The sequence below is a fragment of the Rhodopirellula halodulae genome, from assembly GCF_020966775.1.
Lineage (GTDB): Bacteria > Planctomycetota > Planctomycetia > Pirellulales > Pirellulaceae > Rhodopirellula > Rhodopirellula halodulae.
On record NZ_JAJKFV010000009.1, the window covers coordinates 95,557 to 117,727 of the forward strand.

Below are 22,171 nucleotides of genomic sequence, written 5' to 3' on the forward strand. Positions count from 1 at the left end.
CCGCCAATCCCTTCGGTGTTTAAACGTACATCTGGCAAACCTGAGTTCAGTCCTTCTTGCACGATAAATAGATCTAGATCAATGCTTGAGCCGGCGTTCGCGTCTACGGGGCTGAGAGTTGGCGCACCGCTTTGACCGAATCTCAAAACCAGGTCAGCATTGGCTCTTGTACTACACTGGAAAATACAGGCGACAAAGGTTATCGCAAAGTAAACTGTCGTGGGTTTAAACATCAAAGATTTCCAATAGGTCAATAATTACGGGCCGATCCATAGTTGTTTCGGAATGCGAAGAAGTCACTAGCACCAATGATCCCGTCTGAATCAAAATCCAACGAACGCTCATGCCCCGGATCAGAATCAGATGTTCCATACGAATTCCGGAGAGCAATGTAGTCGGCTGCGCCAACTAGACCGTCCCCGTTGGTGTCTCCATACAGACGGAAGAAGACATCGCTCTCATTATCACCGAACAAAATATTGTCATCGGCTAGACCATCTCGATCAGCGTCGATTCCGTAGGCTCTGGACGTTGCGATCTTAGTTCCAACGATCGTGAGTTGGTAATTCCCGTCGACTAGCGAACCATATTCGACGAAACTTCCGCTGAAGGTCAGGTCGGCGATGGTGTGGCCGTTCTGATCCAGACGGGTGGTGTAGGCCACGTCGACGTTGCCGCCGTCGGTGCCTCGTTTGATGACGGTGAATGCTTCGGGATCAATCGTGACTTCGGCATCGAATTGGATGGTCAGTGATTCGACGCGTGAACGTTGAGCGGTGCCGTCACCGACGGTGATGTCTTCTTTAGTGACCTCAACCAGATTGTTGACGTCCAGCGTGACTGACTTCTCGAAAACCAGTCCAGCGCCGTCGGTGACACGCATACGGACGGAGTAGCTTGCTTGAGTCTCATAGTCGAGGACTTCGCCCTGTCGGAGAAACAGTTGGTCCTCTGTGATCTGGAAGCGAGCGTTGTCGCTGTCACCTTCTCCGGACACCAGTTCATAGCTGTGCGCGTCATCGATGTCTGGGTCCACGGCAGACAAGTTCGCAAATAGCAGGTCTGCTGCCGAGGTATCCAGATTCTCATTGATCGAGTCAGTATCGAGAAGAATGTCCTCGGGAGCTTGAGGCGGCCGCTCCAGTACGACGGTATCTGAACCGCCAGTACCAAAGTTGCCTGCGGCATCCGTGAAGCTACCCACCGAGACGGCGGCCGTTCCGATCCCGTCCACCGTTGGATCGGCCGTGAAGGTTGCGGTGTAATTCATGCCGCTTCCTGAGAAATCCGACAGCGTTCCATTGGAGACAACCACGTCTGCTCCAATGAAATCGTTGACGTTCTCGCTGAAGGTGAACGTGACGACGGAACTGTTGTCACTTTCGTCGAGTAACGTATCGACGATTTCCACAACCACCTCGGGGTTGAGCGTGTCGATGGCCACCGAATCCGAACCAGCTAGTCCTGCATTGCCAAACGCATCCGAATAGCTGCCTGCGTTGACGGACACGGTGCCTATTCCATCGAATCCATCCGCCGCAGTGAATGTTGCCGAATACGTCGTGCCCGTACCGTCAAAATTTGAAATCGTTCCGTTGGTCACGACCACATCGCTGGCGTCAAAATCAGTCGTCGCTGCACTGAAAGTGAATGTGACATTGCTTGCGTCGTCGCCATCAAAAAGCAGCGTGTCAACGAGATCAATCAGAACCGTTGGTGACGTGTCATCGTCCGTCACATCGACGGTTCCGTCGGTGCCCGAGTGACCGGATGCGGTCGCCGTAATCGTGACCGTTTGGGTTCCGTCGACAATCTGATCGTCCACACCGGTGATCGTGAATGGATCAGACACACTTTGACCGGCGGGGATCGTCACCGACAGCGGAACACGCGCTTCGCCGTTGTCGCTGGTAGCAATGGTCACCGTGAGCGGATTTGTCGTATCTGTGTTGCGACTGACCGTCGCAGTGGTTTGGCCACCATTTTCCGCAATTTCGGTGTCGACGATCGAAAGGCTCAATTCTGCAACGTCGTCATCCGTCACATCAATGTTTGCGCTGCCTGCGGCAATGGTTTGACCGTAGCTGAATTGAAAGTTATCGAACTCGATCGTCGATGGCCCGAGACCTTCGGAATCTCTGTCTTTCATATTAAGAATGACAACGGCGTGATCCAGGTTCACCGAATCGCTGTTGACTTCTACTCCGTCAACAAAAGACGTGGCAGTCATTGTTTCCGCGTTGTACTGCAGTTTCAGTTGATGCCATTGGGTCCGCTCGTCACCGAATCCGCTGCGTGCAGACATACTTCCTGTGAAAGAGTCATTTGCCAACCATGTGAAGTAGTTTGCTGCCCGGTATAGATAAAGGCCATACGTTTGCGGTGTCCCCTGACCCTGCGGACGACGTCCCAGGGTGAGCCAAGCCATTGCGTTTCCGTCGGGGACACGGAAGTCAACGCTGGCTTCGAAGTCCGAACCTGAAAAAATGGTCGCGCTTTCGACTTTGCTGTCCGTGAAGGTGCTCGGCGCCGTGGGGCTGTGAATTCGCAGCACACCGTCGACCTGCGTGATCGTCGAATCAGGAATCGCAGCACTCACGTTCCAAAACGAGTCGATGGTTGGACCGGAAAAATCGTCAACGTACTGCTGGGCGAGGCTGCTGGCAGTGGAAGTGGATGCGGTGATCGTGACCGTCTGCGTACCATCAACAACGGCATCGTCAATTCCGTCGATTACGAACGGAGCCGAAGTTGTTTGACCGGCGGGAATGATCACTGTTTGTGGCAGCGTGACCTCGCTGGCGTCGGATGCGGCAAGGCTCACGATCAGTTCGTCGGTCGTGTCCGTATTGCGGGTGACAGTTGCCGTCGTCGAGCCTCCGTTCTCGGGAATGGAAGTGGCACTGATATCGACGGTTAGTTCTGGCGTTTCGTCGGTCAGAATTGTCCCGTCCGCAGTTGCGACGTCGATCAATGTCGAAGCACTCGCGTTGCTTAGCGTGACGCGGAAATCTTCGTCGGCTTCAGCCAGCACGTCACCTGTGACGTCAATGTTGATGAGTATGGATTCCTGTCCATCGTCAAACGCGAGCGTTCCTCCCGGCAATACTCCGGTGAAGTCATTCGCGTCTGCCGCGTAAGCTCCGTCGCCAGAAACCTGATAGTCGACACTCGCCGAACCGCTTGTGTCACCGCTCCGGGTCACCGTGAAGGTGAACGTTGTCAGGCCGGTGTCTCCTTCCAGCTTCGTGGCATCGGTCGCCCGAATTGAGAATCGTGGCAACGTTGTCGCGTCTCTTTCAAAAGCACCAACGTCGACATTCGATCCAGAAAGTCGCGGGAAACCTGTTCCACGCTGGTCTAGGTTTTCGGTGGATGTCATCTCGCCAGCGTCCAGTGCCGGACTACTCGCCTGCAAGGCGTGCGTCAGCGTCGGGCCACCGTTATTAGCCAGGGGATTCAAACCTGGATTGGCGATCAAGGTTTGGTCGGATGGCCCGGTAAAACGGTCGGGCACGGCGGTACCATTGCCGACGACATTGAACCCGTCACTGAAGACGGAATCCAACGGTGCGGCAGGACCGGCGAAGACAATTTGATCCACATCGCTGCTGCTATTGCCCGAGATGATGCTGGAGTAGATCGTTGTCACGATTGCAGAAGCTTGAGACGAGGTGAAACTGGCCACGCCTCCGCCGTTATCTGCTGGTGCAGAATTGTTCGTTACGGTGCTGTGATTGATATCGAACGAACCGGCGAAGTTGGCGATGCCGCCTCCGTAAACGCCCGCACTATTGCCCGAAACCGTTGAGTTTGTCACGGTCGCCGTGAAGCCGAGTCCGTCAAACGCAACGCCCCCGCCTGAGCCGGTGACGGAGTTACCAGAGATCGTACTCGCGAGAATCGTCAAGTTGCCGCCACCAACGGTCACACCGCCGCCGGTCACGGTGTCGGCCGACGAAGTGTTGTTTGAGATCGTACTCTGTGTCAGAGTCAAGTTTCCATTGATCACCACAACACCGGCACCAACGCTGGAATCGCCTGTCATGGTGTTGCCATCGACCACGCTGTTTTGAATCAAGACAGTGGACCCTAGCGAGTGGATGCCCCCTCCCAACGCCGACGACGTAGTTGTCGTGTTGTTGGAGATGACTGAGTCGGTGATGGTCACGTCACCGTTGCTATGCATGATCCCGCCGCCATCGCCGAGCGATCCGCCGGCAACGTTGCCGGTGATGACGACATCGGTGAGCATAAGATCGCCCGATGAAAAGATCGCACCGCCACTGTTCGAGCTGCTCGTGTAGCTTGGACGTCCGCCGGTGATCGTCAGTCCCTGAAGTTCAAACGCGCCGACGTTGAGCGATTGAAACACTCGAAAAGCATCGCCGCCATCGATCGTCATGTTCGACGATCCCGGACCAGTGATCGTTAAATCATCGGTCACTTCCAACTGATCGACAGTCAGCGTGATGGTGCCACCGGAGAGGGCGGGCGCAAACTCAATCGTATCGGCACCGGCTTTGAAGTTGGCTAGTTCGATTGCCTCTCGCAACGACAGGTCACCGGGCGAGAAATCTCCATCACTTTCGTCGGTGAGCGTATCGACGATCAAAGGGGCGGCCGAAACGATCGTTAGTTGATGATCTTCGACTTCTCCGTCGGCCGCAGTCCCGGTGACGCCAAGTCCACCGAGGGTACTCACCCTAAACCTGGCGTACGTGTTCCCGCTGATGACGTTGTCACCGGTGTCTTGCGGAACTGCAAAGCTAAGAACGTGTCCGCCGTCACTCGTTCCCAAATCAAAACTGGCAAAAATTTGTTCGCCGGGATCTGCCCAGTCACCGTCGCGATTGAAATCGATCCAAGCATCGAGTCGGTTCGACAACGGGTCGGCGTTTTGCAGCTCCACGACGACTGTCCCGGTCAAAGACGCGTCTGCAGCGGCGAAGACGACGCCGCTGGTGAAGAACACGCCGTCTTCGTCGTCCGAACCATTTTCGTCGTCAAACTTGGCTCCCGCAGAATTCACTCCGTCGATTTCCGCGTCCGCCAGGAAACCGAGGAAAGGACCACCAGCCGTTACATCGTGACTGGCTCCTGAGTCACTAATTGATACCGGGTAGCCGATCGGCGCGTCCCCGAAATCAAGGTTCGAAGCATCGTCGTCGGTCACATAGACACCGGATGATCCAGAAAATGGAACGACTCCAGAAGAAATTTTTGCGATTTGAATGTCCGAGAGATTTCCACCAAGTACGAGCAGACTCGCGTCCGGCGTCATCGCAGAACCAAGCGTCTGTTGTGACGAATTACTCCCGAGTGTGGTCACCAACCGTCCGTCGCCATCAAACGTATTGTCGGGCGATCCGTCGCTATTGAGTCGAACGACAGCGGCTTGATTTCCTCCGGCGGGCGTCGTGTATCCGACGACAAACAATTTTCCATCGATTCCGATTTCCAGCGACGTCGCAATGTCATCCGCGCCTGCAACGTCAAGGGTGACCAATCCGTCTGAGTCGAACGACGGATCGAGCAGTCCATCAGAACTAAATCGAGCCAAGGTAAAATCGTCCGCAAAGCTCTCCGTCGCTGTTCCGGCGATGACGATGTTGCCTGCACCGTCGACCAATAGGTCAGTGAAAACTTTGGTTGCCGAGCTAAAGGGTACGAATGCCTCGCCCTCATTTCCGAACATCGGATCGACGTTGCCAAATTGGTCACCGCGAATCATTCTTCCGTCCTCACCCAACAACAGAAACTTGCCATTGGGAAGGGTGGCTACATCAATCGCTTCGGAAAACACATTCGGAAAACCGGCGACGCCGGAAATTCCGAATGAAGCATCGAGTTGACCATCGGGGTTGATTCGCATGGCTCGAAACAGGCTTGAGTTGTTCGAGCTCAGAGCAACGAGCAGTTTTCCATCGTCGGTTAAGTCCATTCCTTCGATGGATACCAATCCAACGCTCGTCAGGTCTGCGATGCCGCCAATCCCGAATGACGAATCAAGCGAACCGTCGGAATTGAATCTCGCTAGAAATGGCGTCTCTGCCCCATTGGCCAATACACCACCGATGTAAAATTTGCCATCGGGGGCGACTTCAATTGATTTCGGAAATGGCTCAGTTGGATCAAAAGACCCGACTCCTGATGCAACCGTTGGAACAACGACGCCGCCTGTCCCAAACGTAGTATCGCTGGAGCCGTCTGCGTTAAAACGCTGAATCGTGAGTTCAAATTCCGTGCTGGCCTCGCTGGCTGCGAGTATCTTGCCATCGGGTAACGAGGCAATGACTCCGTGCGGCGGTTGGTACTGAGAGTCAAGCTGGGTGTTGGCTTTGCCGAACGTTCCGAAGGAGTCGTCCAGACCCGACATTCCGTCCGCGATCCCGCCGGCGACTGATGCGGTGATCGTGACTGTCTGTGTGCCATCCACGGCAGTGTCGTTGAGCGCGTTTAAAGTCACATCAACCGAGGACTGTCCAGCCGGAATCGTTGCTGTCAGTGGCACGGAGGCTTCCGACGGATCGCTGTTGGTGATCACAACGTCCAACGAGTTGGTCGTGTCCGTACCTCGAGTGATCGTGACAGTGGCGCTGCCGCCGTTTTCAGAGATCGACGCGGGAGCAATCGTAACACTCAGTGGATCCGTTGCACCTGAGATCTGTTGGATCGCGAGCGCGGCTACGTGAATATTGTCCCCCGCGTTCGGAGTGATGTTGACCGAGATGTCTCCGGTGGAACTTGCAGTGACGACCTCGGCATACGATTCCAATGTCTCAAGGCTCGACCCCTTGCTGCCATTCACGTAGACGTTTTGCGATGTCAAGGTTTGAGTAAACGAAACCTCACTGCCGCTTTCACCGCTGATCGTGACGTTCTGCGTATTTCCGTTTCCGGACGTACCGGTATAGGCTAGGACGTATACCCGGTACGAAGCTCCGGCTTCCAAACCGCTAAAGGTCGCAGAGTACGGAACGCCTGCATTGCCGACCGAGACTTCATCGATTTTTACGAGCGACTGTGTGTGAGCAGGAAGTGTCAGCGGATTCGGGATGAAGTTGCTTATACCTCCACCGCTGCTGAACTGCGAAACGAGATCGATGCCGGTAGGCTGACCGTCTTCCGCCAGTAAGTCAGTGAGACTGAAGTTGAGGAAGAAAGCTTGGTTCCAGTTGGTCGGCGAATGTTCCAGTGTGCTATTCGTTCCCAGGTCAATCCCGACCAGTTGACCGACACCAGGCTCGTCATTATCGAGAATTGTGCCGGTCGCCGAACCAGCCGAACCAACGACGTAGGCACTGTTCGGATCGATGGTCAGAATGACCGTTTCGTTGCCCTCCGGCGTCGAATCGGATGTCGCGGAGACCGTTACCGTAGCGGTCGAGCTCCCCGCAGAAAAATTCACCGTCCCGGCGTGACTGATCGTAAAGTCCGAAGTGGAATTCGCGGTGCCGCTAATCGTGAAGTTTACTGCCAACGATGTCGAGGTATCTCCCGTTCGCGAAAGCGTGTAGACCATATCCTCGACCCCGTCTTCTGCAATCAGCATCGGAGCGACATCCATCGAAACCACTGTCGGAATCTCGTCGTCGATCGTTGTCACGGAGACGACTTGGTCGGGCAAGGAGCCAAATGAATCGTCTGACGCCTGATCGTTGACCGAAATGGTGATCGACGTGGTTTGGTCATCATCGACTAGGGCGTCGTCGATTCCAGTGACGGTCACCGTTTGGGCAACAAACCAGTTTTGATTGGTGAACGTCAGTGTTGGTTGATCGACTGTCGCTTCGCCAATGTCTCCGCTGGTCACGTCAATGACGACATCTGATTCCGGTTCAGCCGTCAACGCAACGGTGAAAGTGTCCGATGCTCCTGTTTCACTGACAACCGTTCCGACCGGATTCGTGCTGTCGAGGTATTCGACGTCAAACTGCAACAGAGATGGGTCCAAATCTCCTGTAAAGATCACGCTGACAAACATCCTGTCACCCTGATCGAGCCGCTTTGTCGCCGGATCGGGCGAAGTGAACAAGATGCTGTTTCCGGTCACTTCCTTGTTCCAACGGTCATCGACAGAGAACGGATCAACATTGAGCCCCGTGTTCCCGTGTGACTCATTAATTGTGACGTCGCTCGGTAGCCCCGAAAAGCTGACGCGGAAGCCATCAAACGACCCGGGTGCCTGGAAGGTGGTCACCCCAGTGCCGAATCCGGGCATTCCCCAACTCGGAAAAGTCGTTGTATCGGACGAAACAAAGGGCACACCGAATGGATCCGCACCTGTTTCGCCAGAGCCTGACCACGCAATGATTTCACCTGGCTCGACAATCTCGAATCCAGCAACATCGTCGTTGAGTATTGTTCCTTCAGCGGTCTCGGTAGTTATCGTCGCCGGGACACTAGGATTGCTAATCGTTACGGTGAAGACTTCGTCAGTTTCGACAATCGAATCAGCGCTGACATCGACCGTGATAAGCTGCTGCGTCTCGCCGTCGGCAAACTCGACTGTGCCGCTGGGAAAGTTACCACCGAAGTCACTCGCGTTCGCTTGGTTGGCCCCGGATCCCGTGACGAAGTAGTCGATACTCGCTGGCCCTTCAGTATCAACCGACCGTGTTACCGTGAATGTGAACCGACTACTGCCAGATTCACCTTCGTTCTTGCTCGCGTCAGTTGCTGTGATCGCAAACTCGGAATCGATTGCAATAACATTGACTGTCTGGTTAGCGGGTAGGCCGACAACATCCAAGCCTAAGAAAAAGCTCCCGTCCGAAGATGCTGGAATGAGGAACGTGCCGCCACCGGGATCGAAATCCGTTCCTCCAGAAAAATGGCCTGCGGCAAGCAGGTAGTCATTCTGATCGATCGTCAAAGCCGCCAGCCCGTTGTACGCACTGGATGATTCCGGAGCCAAATGCGATGCGAACCGGAAATCACCATCAGGCGACAGCCCCCAGAATCCGGAAGCCGAACCCACTGGATCGATCTCAAACACATTCACTGAAGGATCAAAATCGATCGCTCGGTAGAACGAAACTCCGGCAACGATATTGCCCAGCGAATCGGTCGCAATCGTTCCCGCTGATTCGTTGGCCGTGCTGCCAGCGGTACGAGCCCATTGGAACGTGCCATCGCTGTCGAACTTGGAAACGAACATGTCGTACACACCAACGCTAGTCTGGATGTCGGTGCCTGGGCCGGGATCGAAGTCTGCCGACGCAGTGGTTCCGCCTACGTTCGTACCGCCAAACACTCCAGCGACGACAATGTTGTCGTTGTTGTCGACTGCCAAAGCATGCCCAACGTCAAATTCGGTGCTTCCCCAACTCTTCGCCCAAACAAAGTCGCCCATCGACGTCAACTTCAGCAAGTAAATGTCGGGGTTGGTGTCACTGGACGTGCTGAGCTGAAAAGTGCCTGGGCCGAAGTCGAAGTCAAAATTGGCTCGGTATTCTCCCAACGCATACACGTTGCCGGATGAATCAGTCGCAATGGCAGTACCCCGATCGCCGACTTGAAAAGTGCCGCCAACCTGCTCGATGGATTTCGCCCAAACGAACTCAAGATTGGGATTCAGCTTCAGATAGAAGCTATTGCCATTGCCCGTCGAACCGGCATCCGGCAGAAAGAAGGTCCCCGGACTGGGATCGATGTCAACCGTCCGGGCGTAGCTGCCGGTCAGCAACAGGTTGCCATCGGGATCGAGGGCAATGTCCGACGTGTCGCCACCGAAGGAACCCGAGGCGACCAGACCACCGTCGCTGTCGAATTTCAGCAAGTAATTGTCTCTGGGCCCATCAGCTACGAAAGTTGCATTGCCCGCGCCTGAGTCAAAAACGACGGTTCCGGCGAAGGCACCCACGGCGAAAACGTTCCCGGACGCGGTCACCTCGATATCAAGCACATCGTCACTTCCGGTATCGCCAAACTGCTGGACCCAACGCAATACTCCGGCAGACGTATAACTGGCAATGTAGGCGTCCTGCGAACCGCCTGTGCTGGTCAACAGCACTTCCGATGGTCCTGGATCCACGTCTGCGGTCCCGGTAAAGCGACCTCCCACGTACAGGTTTCCCGCCGCGTCTCGACCCACTCCTTGAATGGAGCTGAATTCGGTCGAACTCACAGCAAACGCAAAATCGAAGGCGACTTCAGTTGAAGTCGCGGCACTTTGATTTCCATCACCATCAACGAGCGTCGCCGTGATCAAACGCGGTAAAGTTGATGGAGTGTCAGAGGCATTGGCGTACTGCGCGTTTCGCAGAATTGCCTGTGCCGCGTCCGGCGTGCTTCCCGATGCGAATGTGATTACCAGTGGCGTCGTCCCCGCACCCCCACTAAATGTTGCTATCGCGGCGCCTTCGTAACTGATCACGTTTGCCGAAACACCGACCTGTCCAGGACCGGTTCCTTGGTTATTGATCAGAAGTTGATCATCGACCGATGCGTTATTTGTGATCTCCAGCGTCAACACAGCCCCATCAAAATCAGGCGAATCCGTATCGACAACCGTCGCGCTGGGATCGACGAGCAGGGGGCCATCGCCTTCAACGAAAGTCACCGCCGACGATGGCAGCGTCACGACGGGAGCAAACGTTTGAACAAGATCATCGTTGACAATGTTCCCGTCAGCGGTTCCGGACGAAATGACCGCGGGCGAACTCGGGTTACTAAGCGTGACCGAGAATCCTTCATCGGGCTCCACGTTTGAATCGCCGAGGACGTCGATCGTGATGACTTTCGTTGCTTCTCCGTCAGCAAAGGTAACCGTGCCGCTCGGGAAAGCCCCTCCAAAATCACCCGCATCCGCTGCATCGGTGCCCGAACCGCTGACCGTGTAGTCCACCGATGCGGTTCCCGTCGTGTCGTCCGATCTTGTCACCGTGAAGGTAAACGGTGTCGGTTCTGAGTTGCCTTCGTTCTTGGCTGCATCGGCTGCGGCGATACTGAAGGATGCTGTTGCAATGGTGTAAACTTCACCTGTCGTAAACCCGCCGTTGACGAGATTACCCGCGGCGTCGTTGACGGAACTGGCCGCTTTGTAGTTCAGCCCCAGCGTTCCGTTGCCACCCGTGTGCGTCACGGTGACGACGTAGGAAGCACCCGTGCCCGAAACCGAGTTGATCATCGCGTCGGTGACGCCGTTCACTGCCAATTCAAAGTCGCCTGGATCAACATTCAAAACCGATTCGTTAAACAGAACGTTGAACTCAAGCGATTGACTGGACGTCGGTGACACCGAGGCCCTCGTGATGGATTCGACTTCCGGAGCAATCAAGTCGACGACGTAGTTGACTCCGGCCCCTTGGATGTAAGAGATCGAATTGCCCGCCAAATCCCTGATCAAGCCGGACGGGTTATCGATTCCTAACAACAGCGGTCCTTGGCCTCCACCGATATTGATCGTGACCGTGTAGGTGTCACCGCTGCCGATGACACTGGAAACCGTCAGGTCTCTGAGGTTGCCGGTTTGATTCGTGTGCGGATAGAACACAGACGGCGTGATCCCTGTGACCGGTTCGGGAAAAACAACTTCGTATTGAACGGTAGTTGCGTTCGTGAGCGTCACATCCGCTGGCGATAGACGACCGATCGACATCGTTGTTGGTGTTGTCTTGTCGATCGTGACCAGTTCCGACTGAGTTGCCGATGCCGGGAGCGGATTGCCTGCGAGATCCGAAATCGTTGGAGTGTTCGCGAGCGCCAACCGTGCCGTTCCATCGCCCGTTCCTGTCGCCACGCGAACGCTGTAGTCAGTTCCGCTGCCACTGATTTGAGCGATGGAAGCACCGACGAGACCCGTCGTCGTGAGCGTCAAGTCGTTCACGTCAAATGAAGTGATGGGCTCGGAGAACACGACGTCGAACAGAAGGTTGTCGGTGTTCGTTAGCAGTGATGTTGCGGAGGCAAATGTTGTGATGGCGGGCGCCGTTTTGTCGATCGACACCACATCACCGATCAACCCAGCGGCGAGCGAAGTTCCGGCTGCATCCACGATCGATGCCGAAGCATTGACATCCAGACCAATCGTGCCGTCGCCGCTGCCGGTGTTCACCGTCACGGTATAAGTGTCGCCACTTCCTGACACCGGATTGATCGACGCGGAAGTGATCGCGCCGCCGCTCACGAGTGTCAGGTCACTCGCGGTGAATCCGGTGACCGTTTCGCTGAACTGGACCGTGTAGTCGATTGTCGACGAGTTCGTGATGGATACCGGTGCCGAAACGGAAAGCACCGATGGTGCGGTTCGATCGATCGTTGCAACAGGACCCGTGAAACCAGAACCCAACGGATTGCTCAGGTCATCAATCGCTGTTCCTCCTGTGACAGCATTCAGTCCGATCGTTCCATCGAACGTGCCTGCACTGACCGTCACCGTGTACTCGGCTCCGCTTCCCACAATGTTCGCAATTGACGCTCCACTGATTCCAGTGCCCACCATGCCAAAGTCAGAAGCCGTGACGTTGCCTACGGGCTCGTTGAAGACAACGTCAAAGTCGATACTCGATGCGGAAGTCGTCGACGGACCGACCAACGTGATTGAATCGACCTCCGGAGCCAACGTGTCGACAACATAGGCGTCAAAGTTGTTTGCCGGTGTAGCTAGTTGGTTGCCCGCGTAATCGGTCGCGGAGGTTCGGGGCGTGACATCAATCGAAAGTGTGCCGTCGCCAACGCCGGGAGTCACAAAGACTCGCTTCTGCGTCCCTGAAATGGTCTGCAGCGAAGCAAGCAGCGCATTGGGAAGCCCCGTCTGATCGAGAGTTACATCTCCCAGGCCAAACGATGTCACACTTTCGCTGAGCGTGATCAGGAAGCTCAGCGGTGATTCGTTGGTCGGCGATGCATCTTCGAGGACAACGGACTCAACGGTTGGGGCGATGCGGTCGATTTGGTAAACGCGACCACTGCCACCAACAACATTTGGGCTGTTGCCAGCAAGGTCACTGAAATTACCGTCATTCACTAGTCTCAGTGCAACAGCACCGGAGCCCGTGCCGGTGTTCAGCAAGACGTCGTAGGTGTCGCCTGACCCCGTCACCTCGGCGACGAACACACCTGAAATCGGGTCCGCTGGTTCGGAGTCAAGAATGAATGGTTGCAGATTGTCGGTGGAAACACCGATCACCGGCTCATCGAACTTGATTCTGTAACGAACCTGCTGGAGATTGGTCGGTGATAAATCGAGAGCGGAGGCACCGAAGCTGGCTGGCGCAGTCTTGTCGATGGTGATCACCGACGATGTCAAGCTCGTTGTTGGCAGCGCGTTCCCAGACAGATCAGTGATCGTCGGTGGGTCCGCTATGCCGAGCTGAATGGTTCCATCACCGTCACCGGTAGATACCGTGACCGTATAGGTGTCGGTGCTGCCGACTACATTGGTCAGCATCGCGTTCGTGATATCGCCACCGATCGTCAGTGTGAAATCGTTGAGGCCGACGTTCTGAACCGATTTGTCAAAGACCACCGTGAAATCAATCAGATCCGCATTCGTAGGAGTTGATTGTTCGGAGGTGATCGAAACGACCGATGGAGGTGAGTTCTCGACTTGGTGCACGGGACCCGTCTGCTGCGTCCCCACGCCGACACCACCGAGCGGATTGGAAGCGAGGTCAGCAATCGTGTCGTTGTCATTCAGTGCCAACTGGACGGTCCCTTGACCGCCGCCTGTGGAAACTTCCACCACATACGAGGTTCCGCTGCCATCGACCGACGCAATACCAGCTCCCACGACACCGCTAGTGATGAGCGTGAAATCAGTCAAATCAACGCCTTCGACGGCTTCGCTGAAAGTCACGTTGTATTCGATCGTTGCCGCCGATGCGGTTGGCGTACCGATCAAAGTGATGCTGTCGACGATCGGTGCCGTCTTGTCGATGGTGTAGATCTCACCAGTGGTGAACGATCCATCCTGGTTGCCAGTCGTGCCGTTGCCGCCGAGAGGTTTGCCATTGCCACTGACGCGAACGATTGAATCGTTGTCGATCAAATCGATGCTTAAAGAACCATCCCCTGATCCGGTGAACACGTTGATTGTGTAGACCGCTCCGGTACCGGAGACCGAATCGACACTGGCTAGTGTCGGGCCGTTTGCATCAACGACGAAGTCTGATGTGTCGACACCGTTTACGTCTTCGTCAAATGTGACTGTGAAAGCGACGCTAGAAGCGTTGGTCGGATTTGCATCGGCCCGAATGATCGAAGAGACTTCGGGGCCAGGGCCAGCTAACACTCGCCGGTCTTCGAGCATCTCGATGCGAAGCTGTTGACGCCGTAATTTTCGCGAGCTCCCGCGACGACGGGGCACTCTTCCACGACGGGGACGTCCCGATTCGTTGATCAGCCACGATCTCATCTGCCTTCACTCCAACGCTTGGATGCAGTTTTTGCATTTGCCCCGGGGCCTAAAATAGCGAAGCCGAGACGTTAATTGAGACTTCCAGGACCGCTACGGCCAAATAATGGCGGACAATTTCCCTGAGGAGGGGGCGGCGGTTTATCTGTAGGACTGCGGGATTTGAGCGTTTTGCGTTGTTTCTAGCTGTCAGATTTTCATGATTGCTGCTTCAGAACCTTCTTTTTCTTCGCCAGCGACTGCAGATTTGCACCACCGCAAGCGAGGATATTTTCTGGGTAGACGGTAGAACACGCCAACGGTGAACGATCCACCGAACCACCCACGCTGTCTCCGCGAAAGAATACTATCCTGCGAACTGTCACTTGTGTCATTTCTCTCGGGCCGATGTGCTCACTCAATGGCGGTCAAGTTCGGGCACACAATCTGGTCCTGCCCGCAAGGCAACTCGGGAATCGACAAATCACTCTGAGGCGAACCGGCGGGTATCTGTGGGATCAAGACGCTTTCCTGCGATGAATTTCGAAGCCGTTTCCATCCACCGGAACGAACTAGCATGAAGTCGGGGGAGCCATGCGTTCTTTGCGAGGTGGAAGCGGCGTTCAATCAACACCATTTGATTCCGCGGCATTGTCATCGGAAGTCTTGGTGGAAGAAGCGTTTCTCAAAAGAAGAAATGCAGCGAACGATATCGGTGTGCAAGATGTGTCATCGCACGATTCACAATCTGATCCCGGATGAAAAGGAAATCGGCCGCGACTACTACACGATCGAACGTCTCAAAACGCACCCAGCCTTTGCCAACTACTTGGCATGGAAGCGAAGGAGATTGGAGAGCGGGAAAAGCTGATGGGGCCGTGGGGCATTGCGCTAGAAATTGAATGCGCAAAAAGAAAGCCGCGGCAGGAGATGCCGCGGCGTGATGAATCGGATGCAGTGCAATCCGTGAATGGCGTGAAAACTAAGCGGCCGCGGCTTTGCCGCTGAGCATGGCTCCGGAAAGAGTGGTGTAGGTAAGTGTCCACGCTTCTTTGACTTCGTCGGTGAAGTCATCGCCCAGTCCCTGCCCGAGTGTCCAAAGCAAAGCTTCGCCCACCGTCGCGTAGCTGCTGTCGGGAACGGCGTACTCCACCGCATGCTTTCGCCCCAGTTCCTGAACCGTTGGAAGAATGGTCTCCAACCGATCCAAGGAAGCGACCGCCAAGGAGATTGTGCTCATGAGTTTCTTGCCCTGTTCGGACATGTCGCCTTTGAACAGTGATCGAAGACTCGGATCGAGTGTGAACAGACGGCCATAAAACAACTCCGCGGCTTGCTCGGAGATCGGTTTGACCTTTTCCCAGCTGTCTTTGACCATTGCGACTTGTTCGGGTGTCATCAGAAAGGTTTCCCTGTGGAAAGAAGGAAGATAAACGGGTGAAATGAATCGGTCTTCAAGAACGGTGTTGGTCAATCAATGGGAACTCGAACGATGACGCCACCCATCACGTCGTCTTTGGCGAACTCCGGATAGTCATCACCACGGTTCGGGTGATCGTTGTGGCAACTCCAGCAAGCTTCCGCGACGGCTTTGTCCGAGTAGGCTGCGACGAAGTACTTTTGGCCGCCAAGTTCTTCTTCACCGTAGAAGTTCTCCGTCGGGTTCTCCGCCAAGAAGTCGAGGGCGGTGACTTCGAGTTCGCTTTTGGGTTTGTTCTGTTCGTTCAGAGGCCACTTGCTTTTCAACGCGTAGGTGAAGCCGGCTTCGGGGTTTTCGAACACCAGTTCGGATCCCATGCGGAACATCTGTGCGGGCAAGGGAATGGTGTGCTCTTCTTCTTCCCAGTATTCGCTGGGTTCGACGGGGGCGTCTTGCTTCTTCAGACGCGTCACCACCTTGGAGGCGTAAACCGTGCGGTCGGCCATCATCACGGCATGCACCGCGTTGGAAAATTTCTTGTAGGGAACGCCCGGTTCCGCGTCGGGAGCCGATGTCGCAGAGGCGTTCGCTCCGCCACCACATCCGGTGCAGGCGATGGTCAACAGTCCGAGAATGCCGATCCAAGAATGGCTTTTGAAAGAAAAGGTCATGGTTGAGTCCTAAAATCGAGAAGTGGTCAATGGATGCACCGCGATCCTGATTTCGCCTTCAATCGAGAGAACGGGCAGAGTGTTCAGGCAACTCCATGCGGCACATGAAGTTCGCCGACTGTTCATTTTTTCTTGCGGCGAGCCTCCCTCTTTCTTTGCTGTTCGTCGAACCTGGCCTTGGCAAGGTCGACACTGTCGATGTGGATGGTTGGTGGTGCGTCAAAGCATTTCTGAATCAACTGTTCGTCGGCGAGTGCGTCGATGGAAAACCCGGGCCCGTGACAGTTCATGCAGACATCACGCAACATCTTTTCGTTGGGGCGTAGATTGTCGTTTTGGTTGTGCTGAACCCAGACTTCGCCGTCGCTGTCTTCCAACCGAGGCATGTGACAGGTCGCACAGGACACACCACTGCCGGCATCGGCTTCGCCACGCATCTCCGATTGCCAAGCGACGTGATGCCCGCTGCCCAAGTAAGATCGGCTGTGGTCGTCGTTGTGACAGCCAACACAGGCATCAACGGAAGCCGTTTGTGTGTCGAAGCGATGGCCGGGATGGCACGCATTGCAAGTGAGTTCGCGGTGTGCGGCATCCACATGCATCGGCAGTCGAGCCATCGCAGGCGTCATGGGCGACAGGTCTTGTGCCAAACGCATCCCGTGATGCCCTTGCACGAATGTTTCGACCTGTTTGGAATGGCAGACTTCGCAGCTCTGCATGGATACCATGTCGGACCAGGCGGTGACCGCGTCGGATGATTCGCCTGGTTGAGTTTGGTGGCAACCGCTGCAATTGACTCCCGCCGCCGCGTGAGCGGTCTCGCTCCAATCCGCCAAGAGTTCTTCGTTCAGCTCCCAGTCCGCCGGTGCATCCGCATCGTCAATGGTTAGCGGTGACGATGTCGCGTCGGAAGAGTCGACCTCGAGTCCGAGAACGATCATTTGATCCAAGAAATCTGGCTCGCCGGCATGCTTGACCAAAAAGTTCTCGTAGAGGGCCCGGTTGTCGTGGTAGTTATGGCAACCCGCGGTGGCACAAGAATCAAACGCGAAATTCGCGTGACTGGGGCGCGTTTCCAGCGTTTCTTGGTGGCAGTGGTAGCAATAGTCTGCTGGCATCGTCAGTCCCATCTCCAGCGTTTGCTCGGGCAGGTGTTCTCGATGGCAGGTGATGCAGCTTTGTGCGTCCAGGACTGACAAAAGCTCCGCGTTGGAGGGGTCGTTGAATTTGCTGGCGGGGTGAGTGTCCTTTGCTAACTTCAACTCGTCAGCGTGACAATTCAGACAAGCGTCTTCGCGAAGGCCGCTTCCTTCCGTGTGGCAAACATCACATCGGAGTTCGATTTGGTAGTGCCCGTGTGATGTGTCGCCCGGAAGGAACATGGTTTTGGTGCTGGCCGAAGACGCGAACGCGGAGTAAGCGATCACACCTCCGATCAAAAGGTTGATGCCAACCAACGCGAGCCATGCTTTTTGAACGCCACTCATATCAATACCAGTAGACGCTCAAGATGTGACCCGCCAACAAGGCCGGCATGGGCACGAACAACACGATGTGCATCCACGTCAATTTCGGACGCCAAGCTCGGACAAACATCGCTGAGTCGCCGGTCAACCGGTTTTCAAACGCGGAGGTGATCCCCGCTAGTCCGCCGACGATGGTTAGCAGGACAAAGGTCAGGCTCAATGCGAAGTTCAGGTGGTCGCCCATGCGGATACCGGTGTGCGCGATCAGACCCATTGCCATCAGGGTGCCGATCGAGGCATGGGCCGCACGCCACCAGCCGTAGTTTCCCCACTGCAGAAACCGCAGACGTTTCCTCATTGAAAAGGTCAATGCCAACACAAAGCAAGCCAGGAGCGAATAACCACTGACCTGTTTCAGGAAGTCATCTCGCCAAAGGATGTCGATCTCACGCCAGGGATCTTGGACGCTGGTTGCCAGAGGGATCGGTGGTGCCAGCAACACGATCAAACCAACCAGCACCGACAAAATCGAGCTGACCAAAACCATGGTGGCACCGCTGACTCGCGTTGGCGTCGCGGTTTCTCCCGCGAGTTCACACAGCAAGTTGCGACATGTACCGCAGGCGGTTCCCGCACCGGTGGCCAGCGACATTGCGGGGGCGGATTGGTGACCTTCGGAGATCGCGGTGCCCAATTGTTGCCGTGTGATGCCCATGCAGGAGCAAACCGTCGCGTGCCCGGGCCACTGGGCAATGGGCAGTCCCGTCCCGCCGACATACGGTGTGCCGGTACGGACGAAACGAACACGTTGGGTGGGCCACAAACGTTTGTGCTGGGCGACCGACATGCGGATTAGATCCACATCCTCCCAATGACCGACCGAGGCCGCGCCGACCATGCGGCCTTGTTCCAGCAAAAGTTTGCGGTGTCCTTCGTCACCGTCATGAGTGACAACGACACCGGAAGTGGATTCGCCGATCGCTTTGCCCAAGGTGATGACGGGAACACCCAAAAGTTTCAACTCGACCGATTCTTCGGTGTCGTTGAAAACGGCGGGTTCACCGAACAAGCGAGCCGCCAAGACATCCGCCATTCGGTAGCACGGTGCGACCAGTCCGTGAATGTGGCCTTCGACAGCAGCACATTCGCCAATCGCATAAACGTTTGGAACGCTGGTTTCCAATTGACGATTGACGGCGATGCCGCCTCGCGGACCGAGCTTCAACCCGGCATCGCGGGCCAGTTCGTCTCGCGGGCGAATCCCGGCGGCGACCAAAACAATGTCGACGTCGAGAGGTTCCGCGTTTTGGAAGTTCAGCGAGAGTTGGCTGCCTTTGGCAACGATGCTTTCGGTTCGACGTGTCACATGAACGTCGACGCCCAACTCTTGCACCTTTTCTCGTAATACTTTGGCGCCTTGCGCATCGAGTTGACGAGGCATCAAGCCAGGTGCAACTTCCAAAATGGTTGTCCGCAAGCCAAGGTTTTGAATGACTTTCGCGGCTTCGAGGCCGAGCAAACCACCACCGATGACGGCCGACGTTTTGGCGGAGGTCTGTTGAACGTATTGCTGGATCGCTTGAAGGTCGTCGATCGTCCGGTAAACAAACACACCCCGTTGTTTGGTACCTTCGATCGGTGGCACCCAAGGATACGAACCGGTCGCCAGCACCAATTGATCGTAAGTGTGTTTCGCTCCCGTGTCGTCCGTCACGACCTGTTGTTCGGGATCCAAAGCGGTGATGCGACGCCCGACTTGCAATCGGATCTTGTGTTGTTGGTACCACTCCTTCGGTGACAACAACAAATCGTCTTCGGTGCTGCCGGACATCAACGATGACAGATTCACTCGATCGTAAGCCGGTCTTGGTTCTTCGCCGAACAGCGTAATCTCGAATTCCGTTCCGTCGGAATGTTCGATCAATCGTTTGCAAAGTCCGTGAGCTGCCATGCCACCACCGACGATCACCAAACGCTTCGTCGACACAGCATCGACGTTGGCTGGCGGATTGGCGGAGATCGCAACTGACATGGCAGACCGAGGGTGCGCAACGAAGTGGCAAGGACGAGGGGTGTGCAGGCAGCGAGCTGTTCAGCACACATCGCCACTAATTGCACAGACCATTCCAAATCGGTCTGGGTTGTCCCCGTGTCGGGTGCCAACGGCGGTCGTCGGTCGATTAAGGGGGATCATTCCACAAAGATGCATGTGTTGGGCATCTATTGGGGCGCAGGATGAGGGCGCATTTTGCGTCTGCGACGATGACGCGGATTGTCTGGTTGAAAAGGCAGGCAGTGGGCTGCCGATTCTGCGAGCAATCGTGCGCGCTGTTTGGGCACGCGGACAGTCGTGCCTGATTCGCAGGCCGGGGGCATTTTAGGGCATTGCACCACCGAGTCTGGTCAAGAGTTCTCCCGAACATCCATCGCAGGAGTTCCATCGAAGGTGCTCGGTCGCCCCGCCGCCGTGGCTCGGGACCTACGTCGCCGACCATCTTCTCAGCCAATCACTTCGAGCTGGCAGTCTTCCAGTTTGACGCTGACGCCTTGTTCCATGAAGCGGACGGCGACGAGCAATCGCGATTCGCCTTCGCGTCGGATCACCGTTCCTTCGTACCCTTTGAACGTGCCGTTTTTAACGCGGACCTCTTCGCCTGGTTCGATGCGGCTTTCCAAAGTCAGCGGCACGCCCATTTCAATCAGACTGCGGATCTGCTTCAAATCCTCCAGCAGATGATCCACCTGCAGGATCTCGGACGCTTTCAAGATCGAGCCGGTGCAGATGGCTTGGTATTTCGCGTGTTCATCGCCGCGTAAGAAAACGTAGGTCGAGAACAACGGAACATAGGATTCACGCAGTCTTCCGTTGGGCGAACGAAAACGCTGCATGATCAGGGGAGCGTAGTGGGGGACTTGAAGCTCTCGCAGTTTTCGCATCACGGTCTTCTCTTGGCGCGAGCGCGTGTAGAGCAACCACCAAGGCGAATCAGCCGATTCCGCTTGATCGATCAAGTCTTCCGGATAGCAATCAGGTTCGAAAGGCAGGATAGGCATCGTGAAGACAACGTCCGTGTTCTGTGGTGGGGATGCAAGTGGCAGGAGGTTCTCGTCAGTTCATGCTGCGGCAGGCTTCAATCGCGCGGATCACTTTCTCCGCGGGAACATCACCCACGAGCGATACATCGCCGATGCGATTGGGCAGGATGAATCGCAGCTTTCCGTGGGCGACCTTCTTGTCGCGTGCCATCACGGGCAGCATTTGATCCGGATCCGCTTCTTTCCAAACCAGTGGCAGTTTCGCGGCTTCCAAGACCGCCGTTTGTTCTTCTAGCAGACTTGGGGGGCAGAGTTCCATGTCGATGCCCAGCCGCGCGGCCATTTGCATGCCAATCGCGACGGCTTCCCCGTGCAAGCAAACGCCGTAACCCGCGGTGGCCTCGATCGCGTGGGCAAAGGTGTGCCCGTAATTCAAAATCGCACGCCGTCCCGATGTTTCACGCTCGTCTTCCGCGACCACACGAGCTTTCGATTCGCAACTTCGCGTGATTGCGTGTCGCAGTGCGTCGGGATTTCGTTCGGCAAGACTTCCCGTGTTGTCTTTCAACCAACTGAAGAACTCTGCGTCTTCGATCACGCCGTACTTGATCACCTCGGCCATGCCGCTGATGAAATCACGATCGGGCAGAGTCGATAGAGTCTGTGTGTCGATCCAAACCATTTGTGGCTGCCAGAAGCTGCCCACCATGTTCTTGCCGCCGGGCAGATTGATTCCGGTTTTTCCGCCGACACTGCTATCAACCATGGAAAGCAACGTCGTGGGGACCTGCACAAATCGTAAGCCTCGCGTGAACGAAGCCGCGGCGAAACCGGCTAAGTCACCAACGACGCCTCCGCCCACCGCAACCACGACGCTTTGTCGATCCGTCCCGGATTCCAGCATCGTGTTCCAAATCGTTTCGAGCTGAGCGACCGATTTGCTGGTCTCGCCCGAGGGAACTTGGATGTTGGTCACGCGGATGTTCATGCCCGCGAGAACCCGTTCGACTTGGTTCGCCACCGTGTCGGCAATCGCGGCATCGTGAATTAGCACCGCATGACTGCATGATCCAACGGAATCTTGAAAGCTGGAAGCAAAGTCGACGGGGTTGGAGCCATCGGCTTGGGAGGTGGTGATCCAGATTGGATAGCTACGCTCGCCCAGAGCGACTTCGATCGATGGAGATGCCATGGGGATAGGAAAGAATGCTTCCAAGTGGGGTTCAGTTGGGTTGGG

At 55.7% G+C, this 22,171-nt stretch carries 7 protein-coding genes; all 7 read right to left on the reverse strand.

All coding sequences use genetic code 11. The features are described from left to right. Positions 1–250 precede the first annotated feature (250 nt). The 7 genes from LOC70_RS06755 to aroB all read right to left on the reverse strand — a co-directional run bounded on the left by LOC70_RS06755 (position 251) and on the right by aroB (position 22,126). Complete coding sequence (locus tag LOC70_RS06755) at positions 251–14,239, reverse strand: Ig-like domain-containing protein (RefSeq protein ID WP_230252727.1); 13,989 nt, start codon at positions 14,237–14,239, stop codon at positions 251–253. Between the two features lie 1,084 nt (positions 14,240–15,323). Further along, positions 15,324–15,740, reverse strand: a complete 417-nt coding sequence (locus LOC70_RS06760) for a globin family protein (RefSeq protein ID WP_230252729.1) — start codon at positions 15,738–15,740, stop codon at positions 15,324–15,326. Between the two features lie 71 nt (positions 15,741–15,811). Further along, positions 15,812–16,432, reverse strand: coding sequence for a Tll0287-like domain-containing protein (locus LOC70_RS06765; RefSeq protein ID WP_230252730.1), 621 nt, complete (start codon positions 16,430–16,432; stop codon positions 15,812–15,814). A 122-nt stretch (positions 16,433–16,554) separates the two neighbouring features. Beyond that, positions 16,555–17,919 (reverse strand): cytochrome c3 family protein, encoded by a 1,365-nt coding sequence (locus LOC70_RS06770; RefSeq protein WP_230252731.1) that lies wholly within the window; start codon positions 17,917–17,919, stop codon positions 16,555–16,557. A 1-nt stretch (position 17,920) separates the two neighbouring features. Then, positions 17,921–19,930, reverse strand: a complete 2,010-nt coding sequence (locus tag LOC70_RS06775; RefSeq protein WP_230252732.1) for an FAD-dependent oxidoreductase — start codon at positions 19,928–19,930, stop codon at positions 17,921–17,923. Positions 19,931–20,397: 467 nt separating this feature from the next. Beyond that, complete coding sequence (nusG, locus tag LOC70_RS06780; RefSeq protein WP_230252733.1) at positions 20,398–20,952, reverse strand: transcription termination/antitermination protein NusG; 555 nt, start codon at positions 20,950–20,952, stop codon at positions 20,398–20,400. Between the two features lie 55 nt (positions 20,953–21,007). Then, a complete protein-coding gene (gene aroB, locus LOC70_RS06785) occupies positions 21,008–22,126 on the reverse strand; it encodes a 3-dehydroquinate synthase (RefSeq protein WP_230252734.1) in 1,119 nt (372 codons plus the stop codon). Positions 22,127–22,171: the final 45 nt, after the last annotated feature.

Coding starts and splice junctions, on each gene's coding strand:
- LOC70_RS06760 (WP_230252729.1), bottom strand. CDS start 15,740: ATGACACCCGAACAAGTCGCAATGGTCAAAGACAGCTGGGAAAAGGTC.
- LOC70_RS06765 (WP_230252730.1), bottom strand. CDS start 16,432: ATGACCTTTTCTTTCAAAAGCCATTCTTGGATCGGCATTCTCGGACTG.
- LOC70_RS06770 (WP_230252731.1), bottom strand. CDS start 17,919: ATGAGTGGCGTTCAAAAAGCATGGCTCGCGTTGGTTGGCATCAACCTT.
- LOC70_RS06775 (WP_230252732.1), bottom strand. CDS start 19,930: ATGTCAGTTGCGATCTCCGCCAATCCGCCAGCCAACGTCGATGCTGTG.
- nusG (WP_230252733.1), bottom strand. CDS start 20,952: ATGCCTATCCTGCCTTTCGAACCTGATTGCTATCCGGAAGACTTGATC.
- aroB (WP_230252734.1), bottom strand. CDS start 22,126: ATGGCATCTCCATCGATCGAAGTCGCTCTGGGCGAGCGTAGCTATCCA.